General features: G+C 64.1%; 24 protein-coding genes. 13 read left to right on the top strand and 11 right to left on the bottom strand.

The annotated features are described in order from the left end of the window. Position 1 precedes the first annotated feature (1 nt). The 7 genes from mshD to H290_RS0101705 all read left to right on the top strand — a co-directional run bounded on the left by mshD (position 2) and on the right by H290_RS0101705 (position 7,292). Positions 2–859, top strand: a complete 858-nt coding sequence (mshD, locus tag H290_RS0101735) for a mycothiol synthase (RefSeq protein ID WP_231373484.1) — start codon at positions 2–4, stop codon at positions 857–859. Between the two features lie 253 nt (positions 860–1,112). Then, on the top strand, positions 1,113–2,165 hold the full coding sequence (pstS, locus tag H290_RS0101730; RefSeq protein WP_020105027.1) for a phosphate ABC transporter substrate-binding protein PstS: 1,053 nt from the start codon (positions 1,113–1,115) through the stop codon (positions 2,163–2,165). A gap of 44 nt (positions 2,166–2,209) precedes the next feature. After that, the gene (gene pstC / locus H290_RS0101725; protein WP_028462644.1) at positions 2,210–3,262 is read left to right on the top strand and encodes a phosphate ABC transporter permease subunit PstC; all 1,053 of its coding nucleotides are present in this window, start codon (positions 2,210–2,212) and stop codon (positions 3,260–3,262) included. Position 3,263: 1 nt separating this feature from the next. Beyond that, positions 3,264–4,157 (top strand): phosphate ABC transporter permease PstA, encoded by an 894-nt coding sequence (gene pstA / locus H290_RS0101720; protein WP_020105025.1) that lies wholly within the window; start codon positions 3,264–3,266, stop codon positions 4,155–4,157. A 65-nt stretch (positions 4,158–4,222) separates the two neighbouring features. Next, entirely contained in the window at positions 4,223–4,999 is a 777-nt protein-coding gene (gene pstB / locus H290_RS0101715; protein ID WP_020105024.1) for a phosphate ABC transporter ATP-binding protein PstB, read from the top strand. Between the two features lie 63 nt (positions 5,000–5,062). Then, on the top strand, positions 5,063–6,445 hold the full coding sequence (locus H290_RS30030) for an FHA domain-containing protein (protein WP_020105023.1): 1,383 nt from the start codon (positions 5,063–5,065) through the stop codon (positions 6,443–6,445). Then, complete coding sequence (locus tag H290_RS0101705) at positions 6,435–7,292, top strand: protein kinase (protein WP_020105022.1); 858 nt, start codon at positions 6,435–6,437, stop codon at positions 7,290–7,292. Before H290_RS30030 ends, H290_RS0101705 begins: the two co-directional genes overlap by 11 nt. A 17-nt stretch (positions 7,293–7,309) precedes the next feature. On the opposite strand, the gene phoU is transcribed toward H290_RS0101705, so the two are convergent. From phoU to H290_RS27535, 6 genes are all read right to left on the bottom strand, one after another. After that, the gene (phoU, locus tag H290_RS0101700; protein ID WP_020105021.1) at positions 7,310–7,969 is read right to left on the bottom strand and encodes a phosphate signaling complex protein PhoU; all 660 of its coding nucleotides are present in this window, start codon (positions 7,967–7,969) and stop codon (positions 7,310–7,312) included. 93 nt (positions 7,970–8,062) lie between these two features. Further along, the gene (locus tag H290_RS0101695; protein WP_020105020.1) at positions 8,063–10,213 is read right to left on the bottom strand and encodes an LCP family protein; all 2,151 of its coding nucleotides are present in this window, start codon (positions 10,211–10,213) and stop codon (positions 8,063–8,065) included. Positions 10,214–10,410: 197 nt separating this feature from the next. Beyond that, a complete protein-coding gene (gene dusB / locus H290_RS0101690; protein WP_020105019.1) occupies positions 10,411–11,496 on the bottom strand; it encodes a tRNA dihydrouridine synthase DusB in 1,086 nt (361 codons plus the stop codon). A gap of 209 nt (positions 11,497–11,705) precedes the next feature. Next, a complete protein-coding gene (locus tag H290_RS0101685; protein ID WP_020105017.1) occupies positions 11,706–12,698 on the bottom strand; it encodes an acyl-ACP desaturase in 993 nt (330 codons plus the stop codon). Positions 12,699–12,894: 196 nt separating this feature from the next. After that, positions 12,895–13,395, bottom strand: a complete 501-nt coding sequence (locus H290_RS0101680; protein WP_020105016.1) for a nuclear transport factor 2 family protein — start codon at positions 13,393–13,395, stop codon at positions 12,895–12,897. 49 nt (positions 13,396–13,444) lie between these two features. Continuing rightward, positions 13,445–13,912, bottom strand: coding sequence for a hypothetical protein (locus H290_RS27535; RefSeq protein ID WP_020105015.1), 468 nt, complete (start codon positions 13,910–13,912; stop codon positions 13,445–13,447). Positions 13,913–14,084: 172 nt separating this feature from the next. Here H290_RS27535 and H290_RS27530 point away from each other — a divergent pair, with 172 nt between their 5' ends. The 4 genes from H290_RS27530 to H290_RS0101655 all read left to right on the top strand — a co-directional run bounded on the left by H290_RS27530 (position 14,085) and on the right by H290_RS0101655 (position 19,195). Next, positions 14,085–16,091 carry a serine/threonine-protein kinase gene (locus H290_RS27530; RefSeq protein ID WP_020105014.1) on the top strand — a complete coding sequence of 669 codons (2,007 nt, stop codon included), beginning with the start codon at positions 14,085–14,087 and terminating at the stop codon, positions 16,089–16,091. After that, positions 16,088–16,903, top strand: a complete 816-nt coding sequence (locus H290_RS30025; protein ID WP_020105013.1) for a hypothetical protein — start codon at positions 16,088–16,090, stop codon at positions 16,901–16,903. Before H290_RS27530 ends, H290_RS30025 begins: the two co-directional genes overlap by 4 nt. Before the next feature lie 145 nt (positions 16,904–17,048). Further along, a complete protein-coding gene (locus H290_RS0101660; RefSeq protein WP_020105012.1) occupies positions 17,049–18,551 on the top strand; it encodes a hypothetical protein in 1,503 nt (500 codons plus the stop codon). After that, entirely contained in the window at positions 18,548–19,195 is a 648-nt protein-coding gene (locus H290_RS0101655) for a DUF305 domain-containing protein (protein WP_020105011.1), read from the top strand. The genes H290_RS0101660 and H290_RS0101655 overlap by 4 nt, the downstream gene beginning before the upstream one ends. Positions 19,196–19,314: 119 nt before the next feature. Here H290_RS0101655 and H290_RS31380 read toward each other — a convergent pair whose 3' ends face one another. The 4 genes from H290_RS31380 to H290_RS0101635 form a co-directional block, all read right to left on the bottom strand. Beyond that, positions 19,315–19,464 (bottom strand): hypothetical protein, encoded by a 150-nt coding sequence (locus tag H290_RS31380; RefSeq protein ID WP_020105010.1) that lies wholly within the window; start codon positions 19,462–19,464, stop codon positions 19,315–19,317. A gap of 212 nt (positions 19,465–19,676) precedes the next feature. After that, positions 19,677–20,597 (bottom strand): alpha/beta fold hydrolase, encoded by a 921-nt coding sequence (locus H290_RS0101645; protein WP_020105009.1) that lies wholly within the window; start codon positions 20,595–20,597, stop codon positions 19,677–19,679. A 66-nt stretch (positions 20,598–20,663) separates the two neighbouring features. After that, positions 20,664–21,911: an MFS transporter gene (locus tag H290_RS0101640; protein ID WP_036517820.1), complete on the bottom strand. Its 1,248-nt coding sequence runs from the start codon at positions 21,909–21,911 to the stop codon at positions 20,664–20,666. Positions 21,912–22,043: 132 nt separating this feature from the next. Further along, positions 22,044–23,519 (bottom strand): NCS2 family permease, encoded by a 1,476-nt coding sequence (locus H290_RS0101635; RefSeq protein WP_020105007.1) that lies wholly within the window; start codon positions 23,517–23,519, stop codon positions 22,044–22,046. Positions 23,520–23,763: 244 nt separating this feature from the next. On the opposite strand from H290_RS0101635, the gene H290_RS0101630 reads away from it, so the two are divergent. Together H290_RS0101630 and H290_RS0101625 are read left to right on the top strand one after the other, a co-directional pair. Further along, positions 23,764–24,501 carry a HemK2/MTQ2 family protein methyltransferase gene (locus tag H290_RS0101630; protein ID WP_020105006.1) on the top strand — a complete coding sequence of 246 codons (738 nt, stop codon included), beginning with the start codon at positions 23,764–23,766 and terminating at the stop codon, positions 24,499–24,501. Then, positions 24,485–24,694 (top strand): CDGSH iron-sulfur domain-containing protein, encoded by a 210-nt coding sequence (locus H290_RS0101625; RefSeq protein WP_036517667.1) that lies wholly within the window; start codon positions 24,485–24,487, stop codon positions 24,692–24,694. The genes H290_RS0101630 and H290_RS0101625 overlap by 17 nt, the downstream gene beginning before the upstream one ends. A 37-nt stretch (positions 24,695–24,731) precedes the next feature. Here the strand turns inward: H290_RS0101625 and H290_RS0101620 are convergent, their stop codons facing one another. Then, entirely contained in the window at positions 24,732–25,751 is a 1,020-nt protein-coding gene (locus H290_RS0101620; RefSeq protein WP_020105004.1) for an iron-containing redox enzyme family protein, read from the bottom strand. Between the last annotated feature and the right edge of the window lie 51 nt (positions 25,752–25,802).

Below are 25,802 nucleotides of genomic sequence, written 5' to 3'. Positions count from 1 at the left end.
CATGGGCAGTCCGGATTTCACCGGGCGAATCACAGAAATTCTCGAGGCCGCGACACTGGCTGACGGCGTCGCGCCGCTGGGGGAGCAGGCCGTCAAAGGTGTCGGTCGCCCGGGCGTCGTCGAGGTCACCGTCGCCGACGCCGAACTGATCGTCGGGTACGCCAACGTGACACCGGCGCGAGACGGCGAACCGGCGATGATCGAGCTCGTGGTCGACCCGGTCCACCGCCGCCGGGGTCACGGCAGGCGGTTGCTGGACGAGACGCTCGCACGGGTCACCGGCGATGTCCGGGTCTGGGCCCACGGCGATCTGCCCGCGGCGCAAGCGCTGGCCGCGGCGTCCGGACTCACGTCCAAGCGGCAATTGCTGCAGTTGCGCCGGCCACTGCCGGATCCGGCCTTACCCGAGCTGGTCGTTCCCGCCGATCTGGTGCTCCGGACGTATGCCGGACCATCCGACGACGCCGAGATCCTGCGGGTCAACAACGTGGCCTTTGCCTGGCATCCGGAACAGGGTGGCTGGGGATCGCAGCAGATCGACGAACGCACGGGCTCGGACTGGTTTGATCCGGCCGGGCTGTTCCTGGCCTTCGATGCCGCTGATCCGGACCGGCTACTCGGATTCCACTGGACCAAAGTTCACGCGGAGTCACTCGGCGAGGTGTACATCGTCGGAGTCGACACCGCGGCGCAAGGCAGGGGGCTCGGTCGACTCCTGACTCTCGCCGGGCTGCATTATCTTGCCGACCGGGGTCTCGGCGAAGTCGAGCTTTACGTCGAAGGTGATAACACCGCAGCTCTGAACACGTACGGGAAGCTCGGATTCGGGCAATACGCGATCGATGTGGCTTACGGCTGACCGAATTTCAGGTGTCGGGCAAATCACTGGTCGTCGTCCAGGTGACACGAAGATGAACAGTGAATGGCCACCTCGAATTTCTCCTGCGGGCGAAGCGTTCGCGGGCCGATGTTGTATTCATCTGCGGTTCACCGCGCGTAGGTAATCCAGACATGACCGACCTCTAGCTTTCAACGAGTGACGCTTTGAGCGTCGGGGTGACTGCTCGAATCGCGAGATGTCACGGAAAGTCATGGAGGAGTCTTCGGTGAGAATGAAGTCAAGTGCTGCGCTCGTCAGTGCGGCTGCGGCTGCGGTTGCGGCTCTGGTTCTGTCTGCGTGTGGCAGCGAAGAAAGCGGCGGCACCATCAGCGGTGAAGGTTCGACCGCACAGCAGAAGGCGATGGAGCACTTCCAGCCGATCGTCGCCGACAACGGCGGCAACGTCCTCAACTACACGGGTTCGGGTTCGGGCGACGGCGTCGCCAAGTTCCTGAGCGGCGATGTCGACTTCGCCGGATCGGACTCGGCCCTCAAAGACGACGAGATCACCAAGGCCCAGACCCGCTGCGGCGGCAACGAAGCCTGGAACCTCCCGATGGTCGCCGGACCTGTTGCCGTCGCCTACAACTTGTCCGGGGTCGACAATCTCGTCCTGAACCCGACCGTGCTGGCCGGGATCTTCGACTCGAAGATCACAACCTGGAACGCTCCTGAGATCGCCGCCTTGAACCCGGGCGTCACTCTGCCGAGCACCCCGATCGTGCCGGTGCACCGAAGCGACAGCTCGGGCACCACTGACAACTTCCAGCGCTTCCTGCAGAATTCGGCTCCGGATGCCTGGCCGTACGAGCATGACAAGGCGTTCAAGGGCCAGGGAGGCTCGGCCGCGGCCAAGTCGACCGGCGTCGGCGACACCGTCAAGAAGACCCCCGGATCGGTCACCTACGTCGAGTGGGGCTTCGCCGAGGAGAACCAGCTGGGTGTCGCGAGCATCGACTTCGGCGCCGGCGCGACGGAGCTGACCGCCGATACATCGGCCAAGGCGCTCGACGGGGTCACCTTCAAGGATCCGGGTTCCAACAACCTGGTCGTCGACACCGACTCACTGTTCGCGATGAAAGAGCCGGGTGCATACCCGCTGCTCCTGACGACGTACGAGATCGTGTGCTCGAAGGGATATGAGGGCGACATCGCGACGACCACCAAGGACGTCTTCACGACTATTCTGAACCAGGGCCAAGAGGGCCTGGCCGAGCTCGGCTACACCCCACTGCCCGAGGCGTTCAAGGCCAAGCTGCAGACGTCCATCGACGCACTGTCCTGATCGAGCAGGTGAGGGCGACCGTAGAGAAACAGCGGTAGAAAACGATGACAGAGATTGACGATACGACGAGTGCGAAAGGGCCTATGAGCTCCTCGACGACTCAGCCAGATACCACCACCGGCAATGGGCCGACAGAACCACACGGGTCTGAAATCAAGACCAACGGTTCGGCGATTCGACTGGGAGACAGGATCTTCCGGACTCTTTCGGTGGGTTCCGGCATCCTCATCTCGGTGATCATCGGATTGATCGCGCTGTTCCTGGTGGTCCAGGCGGTCCCCTCACTGCTCGAGAACGAAGAGAATTTCTTCACCTACTCCGGGCCGTGGTCCACCGACCCCGGAGACATGAAGTTCGGCATCCTGGGCCTGCTCTATGCGACCCTGATCGTGTCGTTCATCGCTTTGATCCTGGCGATGCCGATCGCACTGGGCATCTCGATCTTCCTGACCGAGTACGCCCCCAAACGGCTGGTCAGTCCCATCGCGTACGTGATCGACCTGCTGGCCGCGGTTCCCTCGATCGTGTACGGCCTGTGGGGCATCCTGGTCCTCGGACCAGCGTTGGTACCTCTCAACGAATGGTTGGTCGACAACGCCGGATTCCTGCCGTTCTTCCAGGAACCGAGTCAGGTCAGCAACATGTCGACCGGTGGCACGATGCTCACCGCCGGCATCGTCCTGGCGGTGATGATCCTGCCGATCATCACGTCCGTGACCCGAGAGGTGTTCGTACAGACCCCGGTTGGCCACCGGGAGGCGGCACTGGCACTCGGCGCCACGAAGTTCGAGGTCGTTCGCGTGGCGGTCATCCCGTTCGGGTTCTCCGGCTACATCAGCGGGTCGATGCTCGGCCTGGGCCGCGCCCTCGGCGAAACGATGGCGCTGTTGCTCATCATCTCGACCGCGGGCCCGATCGACTTCAACCTCATGGAGAGCGGCGAAACCTTCGCGACCAAGATCGCCAACAACGCCGCCGAGTTCGACTCACCGTCGAAGACCGGTGCGTACATCTCCGCCGGCCTGGCGCTGTTCGTTCTGACCTTCATCGTGAACTCTGCGGCACGGGCCGTCATCAGCGGAAAGAAGGCCAAGTGACATGACCACCCTCGACGCGAGTACCGCACCGGTCAAACGCACACCGTCGGGTTTCACCCCGGTCAAGAAGAGTCGCCAGGTCGGCGACAAGAGCGCCGCGGTACTGGTCACTGCAGCGGTTGTCATCGCGATGATTCCGCTGATCTGGCTCGTCTGGACCCTGGTGTCCCGAGGATTGGAAGTCATCCTCGACGCGGAGTGGTGGACGAAGTCAGAGCTGCGGGGCGGCGCCCTCAACGCGATCATCGGAACGCTGCAGCAGACCGCTCTGGCTGCGATCATCGCGGTTCCGATCGGCATCTTCGTGGCGATCTACCTGGTGGAGTACGGCAACAACTCGGCTCTCGCCCGGATCACCACCTTCATGGTGGACATCCTCTCGGGTGTTCCGTCGATCGTCGCAGCACTGTTCATCTACGCCGTCTGGCGCACGACGCTCGACCTGCCGCGGTCCGGCTTCGTGGTCTCGCTGGCGCTGGTGCTGTTGATGGCCCCGATCGTGATTCGTTCCACCGAGGAGATGCTCAAGATCGTCCCGCAGGATCTGCGGGAGGCCTCGTACGCGCTCGGCGTGCCGAAGTGGAAGACGATCGCGAAGATCGTTCTGCCCACCGCACTGTCGGGCATCGTCACCGGCGTGATGCTGGCGATAGCGCGGGTGATGGGTGAATCTGCGCCGGTGCTGATCCTGGTCGGCTCGACGAAGGTGATCAACACCAACCCGTTTGAAGGAAACCAGCAGTCGCTGCCTCTGATGATGGTGCAGCAGTACAACAACGGCCCCAGTGCCCTCGACACGGTGTGGGGCGCCGCGTTGACCCTCGTGATCCTGGTGGCGATCGTGTACTTCGGCGCCAAGCTCGTCTCCAAGTTGTTCTCGCCCAAGAAATTCTGACGAACACTGAAGCGACACCCAACCCCCCGACGTCACCAGCTCGTAGCGAACGAAAGAACAGATCCATGGCAAAGCGCCTCGATATCAAAGACCTGAACATCTATTACAGCGCCTTCCACGCGGTCAAGGACGTCAGCCTGGAAGTGCCGCCGCGCTGCATCACGGCTTTCATCGGTCCGTCCGGTTGTGGCAAGTCGACAGTGCTGCGCACGCTCAACCGCATGCACGAGGTGACCCCGGGTGCTCGCGTCGAGGGCAAGGTGCTGCTCGACGGCGAGGACATCTACACCAAGGGCATCGACCCGGTGTCGGTGCGCTCGACCATCGGCATGGTGTTCCAGCGCCCGAACCCGTTTCCGACGATGTCGATCAAGGACAATGTGGTCGCCGGACTTCGGCTGCAGGGCCTGCGTGACAAGAAGCAGCTCGATGAGACCGCGGAGCGCAGCCTGCGTGGCGCGAACCTCTGGGAAGAGGTCAAGGATCGTCTCGACCGGCCGGGCGGCAGTCTGTCCGGCGGTCAGCAGCAGCGTCTGTGCATCGCCCGCGCCATCGCGGTGTCGCCCGAGGTGCTGTTGATGGACGAGCCCTGCTCGGCCCTCGACCCGATCTCGACGCTGGCCATCGAAGAGCTGATCAACGAGCTCAAGAAGGACTTCACCATCGTCATCGTCACGCACAACATGCAGCAGGCTGCACGCGTCAGCGACCAGACCGCGTTCTTCAACCTCGCCGGTGTCGGCCAGCCGGGTCAGCTGATCGAGGTCAGCGACACCGAGACGATGTTCTCCAACCCGTCGCAGAAGGCGACGGAAGATTACATCTCCGGTCGATTCGGATAGTCCGAACGGCTGCCGTCCGGCCCGAGCCGGAACATTGCCGGCGTCATAAGCGATGATGGGGGAGTGACGGTCAATCATCCGGTCAGCGTGCTGCCTGGCCGTGGCATCGCGCTCCGGCGCGGGCCCTCGTTGCTTCTCATCGCTGCCGATCCGATGAAAACCAGTGCGACACTCACCGATCTCGCGCGGATCGCCACCGAACCGCTGGGGGAGTCCCGGGCGGAAGGTTCGCGGCTGCGTTCGCTGACCAAGTGGCTGCTGGCCAACGAGGACAGCAGCCCCGGCTTCGCGGTCATCTCGACCGATCAGCACGGTGGGCTCGAGGTATTTCTCTACGGCGGTGCTACCGCCCGGATGTATGTCACCGAACTCGCATCGCCAGAGGTGGTGCGCGGTGCCGACTCCGGGTTCCTGGTCCAGCGCAGCTACCCCAGCAGCCTCTACGCGATCGCGGTCACGATCGACGAGACGGACCCGCTCGCCGGCGGACCGATCGGTGCCGCCGGGATTGCGCCGTCGCACATCTTCTCCCTGGAGAAGGGCGCTGCCCCGGGCGCCGGGATGATCCTGTGGCCGTCGGCGTCGCCATCGACAGACAGTGCGGTGTACGTGATTCCGGCGACCTCGCCGGTGGTCGATGCGGCCGACTCGACGCCACTGATGGTCGGTGCCACCGGCAGCGATGCCGAAACACGTTTGGTACCACCGATTTTGTCTGTTCGCCTCGACGATCTGGATGAGGCCACGCAGAGTACCCGCAGCCCACTGCCCATTGTCGGCGGTCCGCGCAAACCCGGGAAGCTGCGGCAGGGTGTCGCCGAACCGACGCTGGTTCCTCCGCAGGATGTGCTGGACGACGCGCTGTCTTCGGCCCCGACTGACGTCGCCAATCGTCCCGTCAAAGTCGGCAACTCGAGAGTGTCGGCTCGTGATCAGAAGGTTCAGATCCACGGATTGCTCTGTGCCAACGGACATATCAACGATCCGAGATTACCGGTGTGTACCCGCTGCGGTATCCGGATCGACCGGCGTACCGGCGCGTTGGTGCAGGGTCCACGTCCGCCCCTGGGTTTGCTGGTGATCGATGACGGCTCCACGTACGTTGTCGCCGGTGACCTGTTGATCGGCCGCGACCCCGAGCCGATGGTCGCCGGGCGCGGCGGCGTGGCCGCCGGGGGAATCGGACCGTTGGACCCGATCCGGATCAATGACACGTCGGGATCCATGTCGCGGGCGCATTGTGAACTGCGCCTTGTTGATTGGGAGGTCCGGGTGATCGATACCGGCTCCGTGAACGGCACCTATGTCCGGTACCCGCGAGCGCCGGGCTGGATCACGCTGCGGCGCGGGCAGGAAGCTGTGCTCTACCCGGGTTCGCAGTTGCAGGTTGGCAGTCGATCGCTGCTGTTCGAGTCTCCACACGGGAGGGTGAGCGATGTTCGTTGATTCGCCGTCGGGATCGGATGCCCGCAGATCGCCCGCAGCGGTCGCCGATTACCGGATCATTCGTGCGCTCGGTGCGGGCAGTCACGGGGTGTGCTACCTCGCCCAGGCGCCGGACCGGCTGGCACTCGACGTCGAACATGTTGCCCTGAAAGTCTTTTCGAACCCGGTGGGCGAGGATGCATTCCATCGCGGTGTCCGTGAACTCCGGACATTCTCCGAGGTGCGCTCGCAGTATCTGCTCGGGTTGATCGAGGTGGCGCTGGGTGATCAGTTCATGTATTCGATGGACTACATCCCGGGGGGATCGATGGCGGCACCGGCCATGCCGCTGCAACGCGACCAGGCCCTGGCTGTGCTCGAAGGCGCCGCGCGGGGCGCACACGACATGCACGAAGCGGGCCTGGTTCACGGCGACATCAAACCTGCCAACGTGATGATCGGCGGAGACGGCGACGGTCCGACGGGAGTTCTCAGTGCGCTGGGCCTGGCGCGGGTGATCACAGCGGCGACCGCGGTCAGTGGCGTCGGATCATCGGCCACTCTGGAGTTCGCGGATCCCGATATGCTGGTTGGCCAAACACCTTCGCGGGCAACGGATCTCTGGGCGCTCGGGGCGACCATCCATCGAACGATGACCGGCGAAGGACTGTACGGAGAGTTGCCGGACATGCAGCCGCTGGTGGCTATCAGGACGGTGCAGTCGACCAAGCCGAAGCTCAGTGCGGCACTCTCACCTGCGGAACGGGATCTGGTGTCGGAATGCCTTGCGCCGCACAGTGATCGGTTCCGTACCGCGGCCGAGCTCGCCGATCGAATCGCCGAGATCAGGGCCGCGGACGGTCGCTGAACGGGGTAGGTCGGGTCTTAGACTTCGGTGAACTGTTCCGGGGTCTGCCCGGTGGCCTGGAAGACCACCCGCCGGCCGATGAGCACGGCGTGATCCGAGAAGCGCTCGTAGTAACGGCCGAGGAGCGTGACATCGACCGCGGCGGCAACGCCGTGCTTCCATTCGCGATCCATCAGGACGGTGAACAGGTGGCGGTGCAGATCATCCATCGCATCGTCGTCATCTTGGAGTTTCAACGCGTCTTCCGGATTCTGGGTGTTCAGAACCTCGCGTGCGTTGCTGGCCATGGTGACGGCCAGTCGGCCCATCTCGGCAAAGTATCCGTTGACCTCCTCCGGGAGGGCTTTGGCCGGGTGCCGCCGACGTGCCACCTTCGCGACGTGGAGTGCCAACGCTCCCATTCGTTCTACGTCGGCGACGATCTGAAACCCACTGACGATCGCCCGCAGATCACCGGCGACCGGCGCCTGTAGGGCGAGCAGTGCAAACGCGCGTTCTTCGGCCCTGGTCGACAGGACCGTCAGCTGTTCGTGGGCGCCGATGACCTCCTCGGCCACGGTCAGATCTGCCTGAAGCAAGGCCTGGGTGGAACGCTCCATCGCGGTCCCCGCCAGCTCACACATCTGTCCCAGAACTGCATTCAGTTCTGCCATCTGCTCAATGTACGCACTACGCATAAGCCCACCGTACTGCCATCGAAGGGGCAAATGGTTGTCACGTGGTGAACTGCAAATGAACGCCGGCCATTCAATCGGGCTCGACAACCCCGGTCACGCGCAGGTGGTGTCGCCGGCGTTGGTGACGGTGAGGTCGTTGGGGAGCTCGTCGGGATTGGAATCCCGCGGCAACTCGCGGACGCTGGCCTGCGAACCTTCTGCCGGAACCTCGCCCAGTGTGCCGGAGAAATCGCTGCCCACAATGACCTCGACACCTGAGCTGACCGTGGAATCAGCCTGGATCGTGGCGCCGGGGAACATCTGCGCCACGGTGGCCGCGGCTTCCTGCTGGCCGGGACCGTAGCGGACCACCGTGTCGGTCCGGTTTTCCGAGGCATCGGCGACGCCGTAGATCTCGAAGCCGTGGCCGGCCAGTTCGTTGGCGGCATCGGCGGCGACACCGCCGACGCCGGTGCCATTGAGCACCCGCAACGAGATCGAGTACGGCGACAGCGCGGCGACTGTCACCTGTTCGGGCTTGGGCGCGGTTGTCGCTGTGGTGCTCGGCGTCGTGGTGCCCGATTTGGGGGCTTCGGTCTTCTCGCCGGGCAACGGCATGTCGTTGATGATCGCGTCGAAGATCGCGTCGATGTCATCGAGTCGGGGGATCTCGTTGCCGGAACCGTCTTCGGCCGTGCCGGAGGTGGGCACCGTCAGGAATGTCACGCGACCGGCGTCGAGTCCCTGCATCGATTGGCCCAGCTGCAACAGGTCGTCGGTGTTGACCTGGTCGACGTAGCTGTACTTGATGAAGGTGTCGATGATGCCGTTCAGGGTGGCCGGATTGGTCAGGACCTGGCTGGACAGTGCCCCGCGCAGCAGCGAGGACATGAACAACTGCTGACGCTTGATACGCCCGTAGTCGCCGTTGCCCTCTGTCTCGATGTTGCGGGCACGCACGTAGTCGAGTGCCTTGGAACCCTTGAGTGTTTTCTTGCCCGGCTTGGCGAGGATGGTGCCGAGTTCGTAGTCCTCCAGCGGCGTTGTCGAACAGACCTCGACACCGCCGATCTTGTTGACCACCTGCTCGAATCCATAGAAATCCATCGCGATGAAGTGGTTGATGTTCAGCCCGCTCATCGTGGTGAGCGTGTCGACCAGACACTTAGGACCGCCGACGCCGTAGACACTATTGAGTTTCACCTGGGTTTCGGAGGGAACCACGTCAGTGGTGTATTGGCCGTCGTCGTTGTTCCAGCCGGCGCATTCGGGTCGGTCGACCTGTAGGTCACGGGGGAAGGACACCGCGACAACGCGGCTGCGGTCTGCTGGGATGTTCACCAAGAGCACGGTGTCCGAGCGGGCGCTGCCCTCGAATTCCGTGGCGTCGCCGGCCCCGACCGTACCGTTCTGTCCGGATCGGGTATCGGTACCGACGATCAGGTAGGTCTCGTCACCGGTCTGCAGCTGTTTGTCGCGAATCTCTTCGTTGTCGGGGTTCACCGCCTCGACGGTGTTCCAGTTGCTGTCCTTGACCTTCTGATAGCCCCAGACCGCGCCCGTGCCAAGCAGCGCCAACACGCAGGCCAGGGCGATGAGGATCCGCCCACCGATGGTGGCGCGGTGCAACATCTGTTTGTGGTCGCGCTCCTTGGCAGGCGCGGCGTGCTTGCGGCGCGATCCGGTGTCTGAGCCCGGGGTGACCGAACGCGGCGACCGGGTGGCGTCACCGTTGTCGGACAAGTCCGGGATCGGCGCCGGTGCCTTGACGGCGGGGATGTACTCGGTGACCGCGGGGGTGGCCGGGATGACCTCGGTCTTGGCGTCGTCGGCAGTGACCGGTGGCTCGCCGGCACCGATGATCTGCTCGGTCGGCGCTTCGGCGGGGCCCACGCGGCGGGGTCGCCGGAACGTGGGTGCCGGCGTCGTAGCCGGGGGTGTTGATGTCGGAGTCGGGGGAGAAGTCGGAGACTGCGTCGGCGGAGACGGAGGAGGAGTGTTCGGCGTCGCGGCGCGTTGGGCCCGCGGGCTCGGGGGCGGAGTGTTCGACGTGGTCTCTTCGCCCGCATCCGGGGTGTCGTCGGAGCCGGCCGCTGCGTTCATCCGATTGAGCAGCTCGCGCACGGTCACCCGATTGCGGTCGCCCTCTGTCAGCTCGCGGCTGGTCGGCTCCCGCAGCACCTCGTCTGAGGGCGCGCCGAGCCGGCGGCGAATCTCATCGCGGCGTTCCTCGGACGTGCGTGCCCGGAGTTCGTCGTCGCTCACTCATGTTCCTTCAGCCTTCTGGGCGCCGGGCTGTATTTCAGGCCCGGCTGAAACACTCAGCGGGCACGGCGCCGTCTCGATGATACTGACGAAAACAGGCGCATTGCCCACAGATGGGCTGTGAAGGTGCATAGCGCCGGTCAATACGACAGCGTGAACCGGAAGTTTACGAAAGATGCTGCCATGTCCGGGCGGATTCAGCCGCCTGAATGCATGACCTCGGCGCCGTCGGGAACAGCTTCGTCGTCGGGGTCGTCGAGCCAGCCCTCGGGGAGTGCCACGGCCGAGGGTGAGCCCTGGCGGCCACGTGGACCGTGTGCGTCATCGGGGAACGGCACGTCAGCGGGCAATTGGCCCACGAGGTCGGCCAGCTGCCCGACAGTTTCCACCAAGGCCATCCCGCGCCGCAGTTCCGAACCGACGGGGAAACCGCGGAGATACCAGGCGACGTGTTTGCGGATTTCCCGCATTCCCTTGAACTCGCCGTGATGGTCCGCGAGAAGTTGTCCGTGCCGGATAATGATCTGCGCCACTTCTCCGAGATTTGGTGCCTGGGGTGCCGGAGTTCCGTTCAATTCGGCACTCAATTCGGCGAAGAGCCACGGCCTGCCCAGGCAGCCTCGTCCGATGACCACGCCGTCGCATCCGGTTTCGTACATCATCCGGGTGGCGTCGCCGGGTTCGAAGATGTCGCCGTTGCCGAGGACCGGAACATCGGTGACGTGTTCCTTGAGGCGGGCGATCTGATTCCAGTCGGCACTGCCCGAGTAGCGCTGTGACGCGGTACGCGCATGCAGCGCAACAGCTTTCGCACCCTCGGCGGCCGCGATGCGACCGGCGTCGAGATGCGTGTGATGGTCGTCGTCGATGCCGACCCGGAACTTCACGGTGACCGGGATGTCAGTGCCCTCGGTGGCGCGGACCGCTGCGGCGACGATGTTCGCGAACAGGCGGCGCTTGTACGGAATCGCCGAACCGCCACCTTTTCGGGTGACCTTGGGGACCGGGCAGCCGAAGTTCATGTCGATGTGGTCGGCGAGGTTCTCGTCGACGATCATCTTCGCGGCGGCATAGGTGTACTCGGGATCAACCGTGTACAGCTGCATCGACCTGGGGTTTTCTTCCGGGCCGAACGTGGTCATGTGCATGGTGACCGGATGCCGCTCGACCAGCGCGCGAGCGGTCACCATCTCACAGACGTAGAGCCCGGCGACGGTGCCCGTGCGGGCGAGCTCGAGTTCGCGGCAGAGCGTGCGGAAGGCAACATTGGTCACCCCGGCCATGGGGGCGAGGACCACCGGGCTGGACAGCTCGATGGACCCGATCTTCAGAGACGAAGGCGAAGCCGGAGCTCGACCCGTCGCCGGAGACGAAGGCGAAGCCGGAGCTCGACCCGTCGCCGGAGACGAAGGCGAAGCCGGAGCTCGACCCGTCTCGTGAGCCGGGGTCGTGGTTTCTGTCAGTAAGGCGGTCAGCGCAGCAGTTTTCTGTTTCAGGAGGCGGCAGCGGCTTTTTCGCGCTTGGCGGCTTCACGCGCCAGTGAGCGATCACGCATTTCCTCGAACTTGACGGTGTCGGCTTCGAGCTTCTCGAGGAACGCACCGAGATCTTCCCGAAGCTTCTCGCCCTCGGGGCCGAAGTCGTCGCGCTCGAAGATGTTCCACTTGCGCAGAACGGGCTGAACGACCTCTTCGAGGTGCTGACGCAGGTCGTAGATGCCGTGCTTGGCCATCAGTACACCGTTGCGCCGGAAGTTGGGCATTCCGGCGCCCGGCATCTGGAAGTTGGACACGATCTCGTAGACAGCCCTCATGGCCTGATCGGGGACCAGGTCGAGCGCAGCCGCACAGATGTTGCGGTAGAAGACCATGTGCAGGTTCTCGTCGGCGGCGATGCGCTGCAGCATCCGGTCGGCGATCGGGTCGTTGCAGGCCTTGCCGGTGTTGCGGTGTGAGACGCGGGTGGCCAGTTCCTGGAAGGTCACGTACGCGACGGACCGCAGGATGCCGGCAGCCTCTTCGCCCAGTTCTTCGGCGCGGTCACCGGCAGCGGCCAGCGGCGAGTAACCGTTGGTCATGTGGATCATGCGGGCCTCTTCGAGCGCCACGGGATCAACGCCGCGGGTGACGATGAGATAGTCGCGCATCACGATGCCGTGACGGTTCTCTTCGGCGGTCCAACGGCCGACCCAGTGTCCCCAGGCGTCGTCCATCGAGAAGTTCTCGGCGATCTCGCGGTGGTAGGACGGGAGGTTGTCCTCGGTCAGCAAGTTGGTGACCATCGCCGCCTTGGCGACCTCGTCGAGCTGCGACTGCTCGGGATCCCAGTCGACGCCACCGAGAGCGGCGAAGTTCTGGCCCTCGTCCCACGGCACATAGTCATGGGGATGCCAATCCCTGGTGGTGCGCAGGTGCCGGTTGACGTTTTCTTCGGCCGCCGGTGACAGTTCCTTCAACAGCTCAAGTTGGGTCAACTCGCGTGCCATCAGATATTCCTCCAGGAAGGCTAGGATGTAAGGCTTCAGGGTAAGGGATCGTTATCCGTCACCCAAGTGCTCGCGCGGCGCGCTGGGGATGTAAATGCGTCGCCACACCTGTTGTTTCCGGTACTCAGGGGCGTCGTGCCCGCATAAGTGAGTGTTACCCGACATTGTCGGATTGTGGTGCACCTAACACGGAGTTTCAGACATATTTACCGAACTTGATCAGCCATTCGGAGGCTTCGTCGGTCAGATTCCCCAGTTCCTGTGCTCTATTGCACCAGGCTTTGGCGGCTTGGGCAAACTCTGCGGGGTTGTAGATGTCCTCTTCTTTGGCCCACAGACCGTCACCGCCGTAGGTCAGGATCGTGATGTTGGTGGCCGTGAAAACGCTGCCGTCGCCGGGGTCGCGCATCGGGTTGTCGATCTCACAGATCACCCGGCCGGTGTCCGGATCGATCACATGCCACAGCGAGATGTATCCGGCCATGTGGTTGCCGGGGAAGCGGCCCATCGTCTTGTTCACCCAGGCCCGGATCTCTTCGCGTCCCTTATATGTGCCCAGTGCGTGTTCGACGTAGTCGGCGTCCTCGGTGAACTGGTCTGCCCACCGATTCCAGTCCCGGTCGACCGCGACCGCGTCGTTGACCGCCTTGAACTTGCTGAACTCTGACTCGAGTTCGGCCCTGGTGAAATGCGCCATCTAGCCTTTACCCCCTTATTGGTCGAGCATCGTGTCGGTCTGACGCCGATCAGGCGAGGTCGACTGTGATCGTCGCGTCGATCCGCTTGATCCGGCAGTGATCGTCGAAGGCGAATATCTCGTCGACGGTGGCACCGGCCACATCGACGCCGGCGAACCCGTAGTCGAGGTCGTACACCGTTCGCACCAGATGGCCGTATTGGCTCCACGTCGCGTTGTCGATGCCGGTGATGCCGGCGTACTGCAGGTGGGCGGCCAGTTCGGCTTTCATGGACGCCCCCGAGAAACCGGTCTGCAATCCATTCTCGAATCGGATGACATCGTCGGCCAGCGGTACGTCATACGCGCGAGCAGGATCTATCAGTGCGGCGACGTAGGTCTGTGCCCCCGCGAGCTGAGCATCAGCCGTGCAGATGGTCGTGGGTCCACCGGCGGCCGACGCCACCGCCGGAGTCGTCAGCAGTGCCGCCCCGGCCAACACTGCGCAGGCGAGAATCCGGGCTCCGGCAGATTTCATGGAGTAAGCGTATGTGCTCAATCCGTGGAACGGGAGAATTTTTCCTGATCGGTCAGATGGACTAATCGCCCACGTTGTTCTGGTGTGCCGTCGATCCCGGTCGATAAGATCGATCCAGTCTCGCCGCCGGCGGGTGACCCGGAGATCGCGGGTAAAGAAAGGTCGAGCAGCAATGAGTGTGGCGATCGGTTCGTACGTCGGCGGCTACGAGATCCTGGAACTGATCGGCCGCGGCGGGATGGGTGAGGTCTACAAGGCCCAGCATCCGAGGCTGCCGCGTGCCGACGCGATCAAGCTCCTCAACAGCACGTACGGCAGCGACGCTGATACCCGGGCGCGCTTTGAGCGCGAGGCCGATCTCGTTGCACCGCTGAGCCACCCCAACCTGGTGAATGTGCTCGATCGTGGTACCCACGAGGGCCAACTTTGGATTGCGATGGAGTTCGTCCCGGGCACCGATGCCGCCCAGATGCTCGTGGGCGGACCCCTGCATCCGCGTCTGGCGGTGACGATCATCTCGAAGGTCGCCGACGGTCTTGACTACGCGCATCGGAAGGGTCTGCTGCACCGCGACGTGAAACCGGGCAATATCCTGATCACCCCCGGATCCGATCCGATGAACCCGGATGCGGTGAAACTGACCGACTTCGGGATCGCGCGGATGGCGCAAGAGACCGAGAGCCATCTCACGTCGGTCGGGATGACGGTCGGAACGCTGCGCTACAGCGCGCCCGAACAGGTGGGTGGCGAGGACATCGATCATCACGCCGATATCTATGCGTTGGGCTGCAGTCTCTACGAACTCCTCACGGCAACAGCACCATTCGATGCGCCGACGAGCCAGGGCCTGATGGCGGCCCACATGTTCAACGCGCCGCCCAATCCGGCCAAGGCGAACCCCGCGGTGCCGGCGGCGATGGCCGCGGTGATCGCACGGGCGATGGCCAAGAAACCTGCCGATCGTTTCAACTCAGGGCGTTCACTGGCGGACGCCGCGCAGGAGGCACTGAAGGGTGGTGGGGCGCAGCACAGCACGCTGCCGCAACACGCTTTCACGCCGGTACCCGCGAATGTGACTCCGCCGCAACAGGGTCCGTCCCACAGCGACCATCGCGGTTCGCTTCCCGCAACGTCGGCGGTCACGTATCCGCCGACGGCGAATCCCGTTCGGCCCCAATCGAATCCGTATCAATCGAATCCGGGACATTCTGGTGCCGGTTCGGGTTACCAGGGTGGACCGCCCGCCGGGGGGCCTTCGTCGCCGTCGAGTCCACAGATGGCCGGTGGGCAGTACCCGAATCACACCCAGTCGACGCCGCCGCCGGGAGGTCCGCCGGGAGGGGGGTTCGTACCGTTCACCCCGACACCCTCAGGGGCGCCGGGGAAGAAGTCGCCGTGGTTCACCCGGGCTGCGGTGATGGCCGGCCCGATCGTGGCGCTTGCCGTTGTCATCGGAGTTGTGGTGGGCCTGCTGGTGTTCGGCGGTGGCGGCGACGCGCTCGCCACGCCGGAACAACCCAGCGCCGAGGTCGGCGACAGCACAGTCGACGTCAGCTGGCCTGAGGTCGACGGCGCCTCCGAATACGTGCTGCGCCAAGGCGAAACGATCGTCTACGTCGGTGGCGAACCCACGTATTCGCAGCCGATGCCACTGCCAGGTGTCTATACGTATTCGGTGTCGGCCCGCTCCGGTGGCGATGAGGCCTCGCCTTTCGGTCCGGCCAGCGGAGAGGTTGTGGTGACACAGCAATGGCACGGAGTCGAGGAGCTGGCAGCAGCATTCTCCGACATCGTCGGTCCGAGCCCGGTGTCCACGGACACCTTTACCAAGGAGGCCTGCCGGGGTGGCGTCGGATCGATCGACACCGAGATTCCCAAGACCGGCACCATCGTGTGCCCTGCGACAGCAGATGCCTACTCGGTGCGGCTCCGGGAGTTCCCGTCCAAAGAAGACCGAGACGACTATCTGGAAAGCCTGGGGCTCAAGACGTCACAGGTGACCACCGACCAGGGTGCCAGCGGGACGCTCTACCAGGGCGACGGTCCGAACAGTGCATGGGCGGGCACCTTGATCTTTGCTTTCGATGACCCCGACCGCGAGAACTACGACGTCGCGGTGACCGTGGACAACGGCAAGGACGCAGATGCCGCTGCCGTGATCGACAGGCTGCCGCTGTGAAGCGCTGGGCGTGGCCACTGGTGGTGGTCGGTGCGGTGGTGGCGCTGGTGATCGCGCTGGCGGTCACCTACTTTGTCGGCGGTTCGGGCGATGTCGCCAAGCCATCCGGCGTCAAGGCCGAACCGGACGGCGGTGTGGTGCAGGTGAGTTGGTCTGCGGATTCGGACGCCTCGTCGTTCTTGTTGAGTCGTGGCGGTGAGGTTGTCTATTCGGGTCCCGATAGCGAGTTCACCGACGGCTCGGCAATCGCCCCGCAGGGTACGACGAGTGTCGAGTACACCGTGCGTGCGGTCGACGACAAGGGCCGGGTATCGGCTCCGTCGGCGTCGGCGACGGTCGAAGTCGGCACCGGTTGGGGACTGCTCGCGATACCCGCGCAGGAAGTGTCCGATCTGCTGCCCGCCTCGCCCTCCGAAGAGGGCTGGAACGGAATGGTGTGCGAGACCAGTCTCGATGCCCTGCCGGCCGAAGAGGGAACTGCCAGTGAAGGTTCGGGTGAACCGTTCATCGAGGGTGGCTTCCATTGCGCGCTCGAGGTCGACGGCACCGAATACGACCTCTGGACGGATTTCTATGTCAGCCCGGAACAGCTCGAATCGCGGATGTCGGAGATACGCGGGTGGTCGGATGTCCGGAGCACGACTTGGCAGGGTGGTCGAGCGGTGGTCGGCGAACCCGCCGGGGCTCCCCGCTGGATCGGACTGACCGTCGATTCCCATCCGGGCTTGTACATCGAAATCTCCGCTGTCGACACCGCCACGACGGCGGACGAACTCACCGCGGTGGCCGACAGCTTGCCCGTCATCGACTGACTGGCATATCGCGGAAATCGGCAAAACCCGCGTTCGGGGCAGGTCAGGACGGTACTCTCCGCGACAGCACAAGGTGCTGCGTCCGGAGGGGGACACTGTGTCGCGGGATGTATTTGTTCGGGCCGTGAGTCGTATTGCGGTGACGATGGCTGTCGTGGTGGCCACTTTGACGGTGGCCGGTCCGGCCGTGGCCACAGCGCCGCCGGGATATAACGACCTCACCGACGTCTGGCCGACCGCGGTCGCGCCGGCCTCGTGCCGCGAGGGCGACCGGGTCGAAACCGGGATCCAGGGTGAGGTCCCACTCGCCGACCGCAAGTCGGGGCGCAGTACCCAGGGCTACAACTGCAACATCGACCTGATCGGGCAGTACCAGGGGCAGGGCGCCGGCATCGTCAGCGCCACCTACAAAACCTGCTCGTACACCGGGTCGACATTTCCGACAAACTTCCTAGGACCCAATGCGGGTGTTCAGGTCATCGATGCCTCGAATCCGGGCGCGCCGGTCCTGAGCGCCGTCCTGACCGAACCGGCGATGGTCGGTGGCACGTGGGAAACGTTGAAGGTCAACAAAGAACGGGGCCTGCTGGTCGGTACCGGGGTGGCGATACTCGAAGGTGCGGGCTACATCTCGGTCTACGACATCTCGCAGGACTGCGCCCATCCGCGGCTGCTCAACACCGGCGCGGGGTCGCAACTGAACATGCCGGTTCCGATCACCACTCACGAGGGCGACTTCTCGCCGGATGGCAACACCTACTGGTCATCCGGAATCGCGCCGGGAGTTCTCAGCGCCGTTGATCTCACCGATCCGCGTAACCCGATGGTCGTCTGGTCGGGGATCACCGGAATCGAAGCCCACGGCATGGGATTTTCGCCCGATGGCAACACTCTCTATCTGGCGAACCTGTTCGGACTGACGGTCATCGACGTGTCGGCGGTGCAGAATCGAAAGCCACGGACCATTGTGCCGGAATTGATGCCACACATCGGTGAAAAGCTGTGGGCGGACGGGCAGATCACACAGCACTCCATATACGCCACGTACAACGGTCAACCACACGTGTTCAGCGTGGATGAAGGCGGCTCGGGCGGGGTGAAACTTTTCGATGCGAGAAACTCGTCAAACCTGAAGCAGCGCAATGCGATCAAGCTTGCCATCAATCTTCCGGAGAATGCGAACCGGTGGGCTCAGAGCACCACGTCCAACGGTGCCTTCGGCTACGACGCCCACTATTGCTCCATCGACCGGCCGGTGAACCCGACCGCGATGGCCTGCGGCTGGATCCAGTCGGGTGTCCGGGTGTTCGACATCAGCGATCCCGACCACTTCTCGGAGATCGCGTACTTCAACCCGCCGGCCCAGGTGGGGAAGCACTGGCAGCTCACCAACTCGTTCCATGCGCTCCTAGGATCGATCATCGCCCCGCCGATCATCGGCACGCTGGCGGTCGCGCGGGCTGTGCTGCAGGGCCAGGCACCGACCGACGGGATCATCAACGACCAGAGTCGCCTTGCCGGTGGCGACCTCTCGGCCGACTGGTGTCTGTCACCACCGGAGTTCCACGGGAACCAACTGTGGGTGACGTGCATGGACAATGGGTTCATGACCTTGCAACTGGATCCCGCGATCTATCCACCGCGGTGACGGAATCTTCTCTGCGTCGCTGGTGGTGGCCTGCCTCGGTTCTGGTGATCACGTTGATCATCGGACTCGGCCTCGGCCTGGCCATCAGTCCGGACGACAACACCGCCGCCCGGTCCCAGACGTCGGCAACTGCAGTGGACATCGGGTTCGCACAGGACATGTCGGCGCATCATCAGCAGGCCGTGATGATGACGGACATGATGTCGGCCGACAGTGCGCCCGACGTGCGGGGAGTGGTCGATCAGATCGAGGCCGTCCAGTCGCGTGAGATCGGCCAGATGACGGGCTGGCTGCAGATGCTGGACGCGCCGCTGCAGAGCGATCAGCCGATGAGCTGGATGACGCAGGACGGCCACGGTCACACCGGATCGGCCCCGGCCGCGATGCCGGGAGCCGCAACCGGCGACGAGCTCACCGCCCTACACAACGCGTCAGGCGTCGAGGCGGAGATATTGTTCCTGCAGTTGATGATCCGTCATCACCAGGGCGGAATCGACATGGCTGCCCATGCCTCCCAGGAGGTGGGGGATCCTCAGATCAGGCGCGCCGCAACCGGGATGGTCAAGGAACAGTCCGAGGAAATCGGTGTGATGACGGTGATGCTCGACCAGCGCGGCGGTGCGCCCCTGCCCTACCCGGCCTGACCGGACCGCCGACCGTGCCGATATCACCGTCGACCGGACCGCCGATCGTGCCCATATCACCGTCGACCGGACCGCCGACCGTGCCGATATCACCGTCGACCGTGCCGATAACGCCGTGATCAGGCCGGTTCTTTGGGGGTTTCCTCGTCGTCGAGGCGATGGTCGAGGGGATCCACACCGTCGACACCTTCGAGCACAGTCAGTTCCTGTTCGGCGGACGCCAGGAATTCCTTGGCTTCTTCTTTGATCTTGTGCACCCAGTCGGACATTTGTTCACTCCCTGTTCGGTCGAGGCATCGATCGGTTCTTGTGACCAGACTACTTCGCGGCACCGGCGATCGGACGGGGATGCGGCGCAGACCGCGACCCCGTCCGATGCCGGTGCTGGTGCAGGGACTCATTTGCCCAGCGCCCGGGCCCAGCGCTGCAGACCCCGCGGCCTACGAATTGCGGGCGCTGCGCCGACTGGAGCAACGGCCGTTCAGGGAATGAGGATTCGGGTCTGCTGATCCCAGACATCCATCAGTTCGGCGATGATGTCGACGGCCATGCCCAGTCCACCGAGGTGGCTTTCTCCGTGCATGGTGATGAGTTTGGCGTCGGATAGGAGTTGGACCATGTGCTCGCCGTGGGCGAATGGGATGATGTGGTCGTGATCGCCGTGCCACCATCGCACCGGCCCTGTGATGTCGCTGACCGAGAAGCCCCAATCACGGCAGAACACAACAACATCGGCAAACGGTGCCTCCATCTGCTTGCGGCCGCCGTTGAGCAGATCGTCGAGGAACATGGCCTTGAACTCGGGGCGTTGCAGGAGTTCGCGGTCGGCGACGGGGGAGAGACGGCCGTAGAGCCCGATGGCGGGTCCGGCGATCGGGCGGGCCACGCGGACAAAGGAACTCAGAACCCGGCCGATCGGCATCCCGATCGTCGGTAGCAGTGGCGCGAGTATCTTGCCGATTTCCATCGCTCCGCCGTCGATCGCCTCGGGGCCGTGCGTCGGTGCGACACCGCCGAGGATGCCGGTGACCACCACCCGCTCGGGCATTGCCTCGGCCACCGCCAGTGCGTACGGGCCACCACCGGACAACCCGATGACGGCAAAGCGGTCGATGCCAAGTGTGTCGGCGATCGTGGAGAGGTCGTCGGCGAATGAGTGGACCGACTCATAGCTGTGCGGTGTGGACGATCCGACGCCGGGACGGTCGATGCCGATGATCCGGATGTCTTCGCGTTCGGCATATCCGCGGGCCTCGATCGGGATCTGTCGTCGGGCACCGGGCGTGCCGTGCAACCAGAAGACGGCCCGGCCGGTGGCGGAACCGAACTCGGCGAAGCCGATGCGCCGGTCTTCGCCGACAGCTACGTTTCCCTCGAGCTTGGGTCGTTCGACATCGATCATTCACCCAGGATGGCATTGAATCGGTGACCGGTGGGGGTGAATTCTCCACCGTTCGCCACGAGCGGATCAGCCGACGGATTCGGTGGTGGACAAGCTCAGTTTGCCGTGGTCGAACGTGGGCCGTTGATGGGTGACCTTCAAGAGCGCGATCGCGCACAGGGTGGCCGAGACCGCGCTGATGATGCCGCCCACGATCAGGGGCATGCGGGGATCGGTGACCTCGGCGAGCCAGCCGAGCAGCGGGCTGCCGATGGGCGTTCCGCCGAGGAAACACAGCATGTAGATGCCCATCACACGGCCACGCATGTCCGAGTCGACCGACAGTTGCATGATGTTCATCGCGGCTGTGCTGAACATGATGTTCGCGACGCCGACCGGGATCAGCATCACCGCCACCAGCGCAAATGTGGGCATCAGCCCGACCACCACTTCGAGGATTCCGAAGGCGATGGCGCCGGCAAAGAACTGCCGAAGGCGTGCGGGTTTGGTGCGCCGGGCCGCGACGAGCGCACCGGCCAGGGTGCCGACCGCCAGCATGGTTGCCAGCAATCCGTACCCGCCCGCCGTGCCTTCGAAAGTGTTGGCGGTGAGCAGTGAGAGCGACAACGGGAAATTCAGGCCGAACGTCGACACCATGAAAATCGTTGCCAGGATCACCATGATGTGGCGGTTGCGCCGGACATAGTGCAGACCGCTGCGGATCGAGCGATCGGTGACCGAACGAGCGCTGCGGACGAGTTCCCTGCTGCGCATCGCGAAGAGTGCGGCGAGAACTGCCACCGAGCTGGCGGCATTGATCAGGAACACCGGACCGGTGCCGAACAGTGTGATCAGCAGACCCGCGAGAGCCGGACCGATGATGCGGGCGGTGTTGAACGTCAGCGAGTTCAGTGCGACGGCGTTGGGTAGCTGGTCGGGTCCGACCATCTCGATGGTGAAGGACTGCCGGATCGGGGCGTCCATCGCCGAGATACACCCGAGCGCGAACGCCAACACATAGACGATGGGCAGATTCGCGGCTCCGCTGACATCGATCACACCAAGGATCAGGGCACACACCGCGATCGCGAGCTGTGTTCCGATCAGAAGCTTGCGCTTGTCGAATCTGTCGGCGAGGGCGCCGGCGGGAAGTGACAGGACGGCAGTCGGGCCGAACTGCAGGGCCATCACGATGCCGACCGCGACACCGCTGCCGCCGGACAGTTCGAGCACGAGCCAGTCCTGAGCAATGCGCTGCATCCAGGTGCCGGTCAGCGAGACGACCTGACCGCTCGCCCACAACCGGTAGTTCCGCACCCCGAGGGAGGAGAACATCGCCGGGAGCGTGCGTGGCTCCTTCTGCTCCCGGGTCATTTCGTCATTCCGCACCACACCAGTTTAGTTGCACAGAGCCAACTAAATAAAAATCTTGCTGGTTGCAACAGATTCGTCCAGCATGCGGGGGTCTCAGCCGATGAGGTTTTCGATCGGTTCCTTGGCGAAGTAGAGAGCAAAGACCGCGGCCACGACCCAGAGGAGAGGGTGGATGGTGCGGGCGTTGCCGCGGGCGGTGGCCATGACCACCCACGTGATGAATCCGGCGCCGATGCCGTTGGCGATCGAGTACGTGAAGGGCATGACCACAATCGTCAGGAAGCACGGCAGCGCGTAGTCGAAACGGGTCAGGTCGATGTCGCGGACCTGGGAGATCATCATCGCACCGACGATCACGAGGGCCGGAGCCGCGGCTTCGAGCGGAACCACGGAGTACAGCGGTGTGAAGAACATGGCGATCAGGAACAGCACACCGGTGACGATGTTGGCCAGGCCGGTACGGGCACCTTCGGCGATACCGGAGGCGGATTCGACAAAGACAGTGTTCGACGACGCCGAGCCGACACCGCCGGCGATGGCGCCGGTGCCTTCGATGACCAGTGCTTTGCCGATGTTGGGCAGATTGCCGTCCTTGTCGGCGAGTCCGGCTTCCTTGCCCAGTCCGGTCATCGTTCCCATGGCGTCGAAGAAGTTCGACAGAACCAGCGCGAACACCAGGACCGACGCGGACAAGACGCCGATGCGGACGAAGGCACCGAACACGTCGACATCGCCGACCAGGCTCAGGTTGGGTACTTCGCCGATCGAACCGGGGATCTCCGGGATGTTGAGGCTCCATCCCTGGGGGTCGGCGATGGACGACCCGAGATCGGCGAATTGCTCGACGATCATCGCGAGGATGGTGGTGACAACGATGCCGATGAGCAGGCCACCCCGGACGCCTCGCACCACCAGGACTCCCATGAACAGGACGCCGAAGACAAAGAGCAGGGCCGGCCAGGTCGCGATCGAATTGTTGATGCCCAGGCTCACCGGCACGGTGGTGCCGGCGGCGTCCGGGACGCGCTTCACGAATCCGGCGTCGACGAATCCGATGAAGGCGATGAAGGCACCGATGCCGGCTGCGATCGCGGCTTTGAGCTCGCCGGGGATCGCCCGGAAGACCGCACTCCGGAAGCCGGTGATCGCCAGCAGGACGATGATGATGCCGTCGACCACCACCAGGCCCATCGCCTCAGGCCACGTGACCTGCGGGGCGATGGACACCGCGAGCAGGCTGTTGATGCCGAGACCGGCGGCGATCGCGAACGGATAGTTGGCGACAAGTCCGAAGACGATCGACATGATGCCCGCGACCAGTGCCGTGACGGCCGCCACCTGGGCCATCGGGAGCACGTTGCCCAGGACATCTGCGTTCTTGGAGTTCCCGGGAACGCCGCCGATGATGATCGGGTTGAGCACCACGATGTAGGCCATCGTGAAGAAGGTGACGAGGCCGCCGCGAATCTCGCGGGAGAGCGTCGAATTGCGTTGGGTGATCTTGAAATACCGGTCGATCGCCGACACCGGTTCCTTCTGTTCGGTGTCGTTGCTGCTCTCGATTGCCATCCCGCGTGCCCATCCCGGTCGACCGACAATGGTCGCAACCGATTCGTCCGCGATCGTACAAAGGATTCGCCGGCTGATACAAACGTCTGTGCCAGGCGGTTTGGGTGTCTGCTGGTTTCAGCGCGGACGGCGTGACAGCGTTTGTGTTTACAACGTGAGATGACAGGGAATCTTCTGCCGCAAGACCCACCGCGCCGACCGTGGTGGGTCGACCTACCGCAGATCGACGCGAGGAGCCTGACCGATGGTCGCAACACAGCCACTGCCGACAACACCGATCGTTGATGTGGCAACGGTGTTCGATGTGCTGCGCGTGCCCACCGGCGTGTATGCACCCCAGGATGATTCACGGCTGCTGCTGACGGCGATGGCCGAGCGGGATCTCGTCGCGGGCCGTCGGGTGCTGGATTTGTGTTCGGGCAGTGGGATCCTGGCCATCGGTGCCGCACTCCTGGGTGCCGACGAGGTCGTGGCCTTTGACATCTCGGCACCCGCGGTTGCCTGTGCCATCGACAACGCGACCGTGTGCGGCGTGGAGATCGATGCGCGAGAGGGGTCGCTGCCGGAGGCACTCGCGCTCGGGCCGTACGACGTTGTCGTGTCCAACCCGCCCTACGTCCCCGACAGCAACGCCCTGCCACCGAAGGTGGGATTGTCCCGCGCCTGGCATGGTGGCCACGACGGGCGTTCGGTGCTCGACCCGCTGTGCCTGGTCGCGCCGGAGCTGTTGTCGGATGACGGGACGATGCTGTTGGTCCAGTCCGAATTCGCCGATGTCGAACGATCGCTGACGATGTTGCGTGCGGGCGGACTGCATGCGCGTGTTGTCGAACGTCTGCGCATTCCGTTCGGGCCGGTGTTGACCGCGAATGCCCGGTGGCTCGAAGCGGTCGGGATGCTCGAATCAGGCCGACGCTACGAGGAGCTCTGTGTGATTCGCGCGGACAAGTCGGCGGGCTCGGGCCATGATCTCGGCGGCTGATCGACGCGTGGTCCGGGTGGTGGCGGGCGGACCACTCATGGTCGAGGGGCCGGTGAGCATCGAGATGCCCGACGGCAGGGTCGTCGAGTCCGACCGGTTCATGGTGGCCATCTGCGCCTGCAAGCGCAGCAAGAACTTCCCGCTCTGCGATACCAGTCATCGGCGGAAAAGCTCGACGAGTCAGGCAGATTGACTCAGGCAGATTGACGTTCGTCGACGCGCCCCGGTGATCAGCGCTCGGGTGTGATGAGCGAGGTGCGGCCTTCGCTCCAGCACGACATCAGGTGATCGGCGAATTTGTCTTCCAGATACAGGAAAGCCGCGACTCCGAAGACCAGGTCTGCTTCGAGCTCGGGCTCGCGGTCCAACAGGTCGCTGATCACGTCGTGCCGCACCACCTGTTCGTGCATGGCGTCGGCTTCGACGTGTTCACGGTAGAAGTGCACGCAGGCGTCGGGGGCCTCGAGGCGTTCGAGCGCCTGCACCAGTCGCGCCGACCCTGGCGGCGAGGTGATCTCGGTGGCCGCGAAGTGGCCGATCGTCGCTGCCCGACGACTGCGATGCAATCCGAACATCGACATCAGGTTCACCAGCGCCAGGGACTCACCGGGAACCTGTTCGAGATACGCAAGGTAGTCGGCATCCAGGCCGGCGGCCTCCAGGAGATCGCCGAACAGCTTCTGGTGCACGTGTTCTCCGTGGCCGCCGCCGTATTCGTCGAACTCGATCGCAACAAATGAGGCCTTGGCCTGTCCGGTGAGCCGCGGGATCGCGAACGCGTGTGGGTCGGCTTCCTTGAGGTGGTAGATCGAGCGATGGATGAAGTACTCCCGCATCTGATCCCACGTGCCGGTGTCCTTCAGAAACCACGAGGGCCCGCTGCCGTGTGCCGGCTCGGTCAGCAGCGCGTTGACGGCCTCGGTCGCGCCGCCGGCGGGGTTGACGTCGGCGGTGAGTGCGGTGGAGAACCGATGCTCCAGCTCGGCACGGAACCGAAGCAGGTCAGGATTCCATTCCCAGTCGTCGTCGACGTCGGTGAACCCGCGATAGTGCAGCTCGTAGCAGATGTACAGCGCGAGTTGCAGGTCGACACCGTAGGGATCGCAGTCGACGGTCTCGACGGAGATCGGGCTGCTCGACGATGCCGGGGCGGACAGCGCAGCGATGAGCGCCGACGACAGCGGACCGCACGGGCGGGGCAATGCCCGTGTTGTCGACCGTGCGGTGGAGACCTTCGATGGTGATGTCACTCGGTACTCCTACCCGGTGTCGAAGTGGTGGAAACCTGGCGGTACTCAGAC

Origin of the sequence: Nocardia sp. 348MFTsu5.1 (assembly GCF_000383535.1) — a bacterium.
In the GTDB taxonomy this organism is placed as follows: Bacteria; Actinomycetota; Actinomycetes; order Mycobacteriales; family Mycobacteriaceae; genus Williamsia; species Williamsia faeni.
The sequence above is the reverse complement of the archived record's forward strand: the minus strand, read 5'-3'. Positions and strand labels throughout refer to the sequence as shown.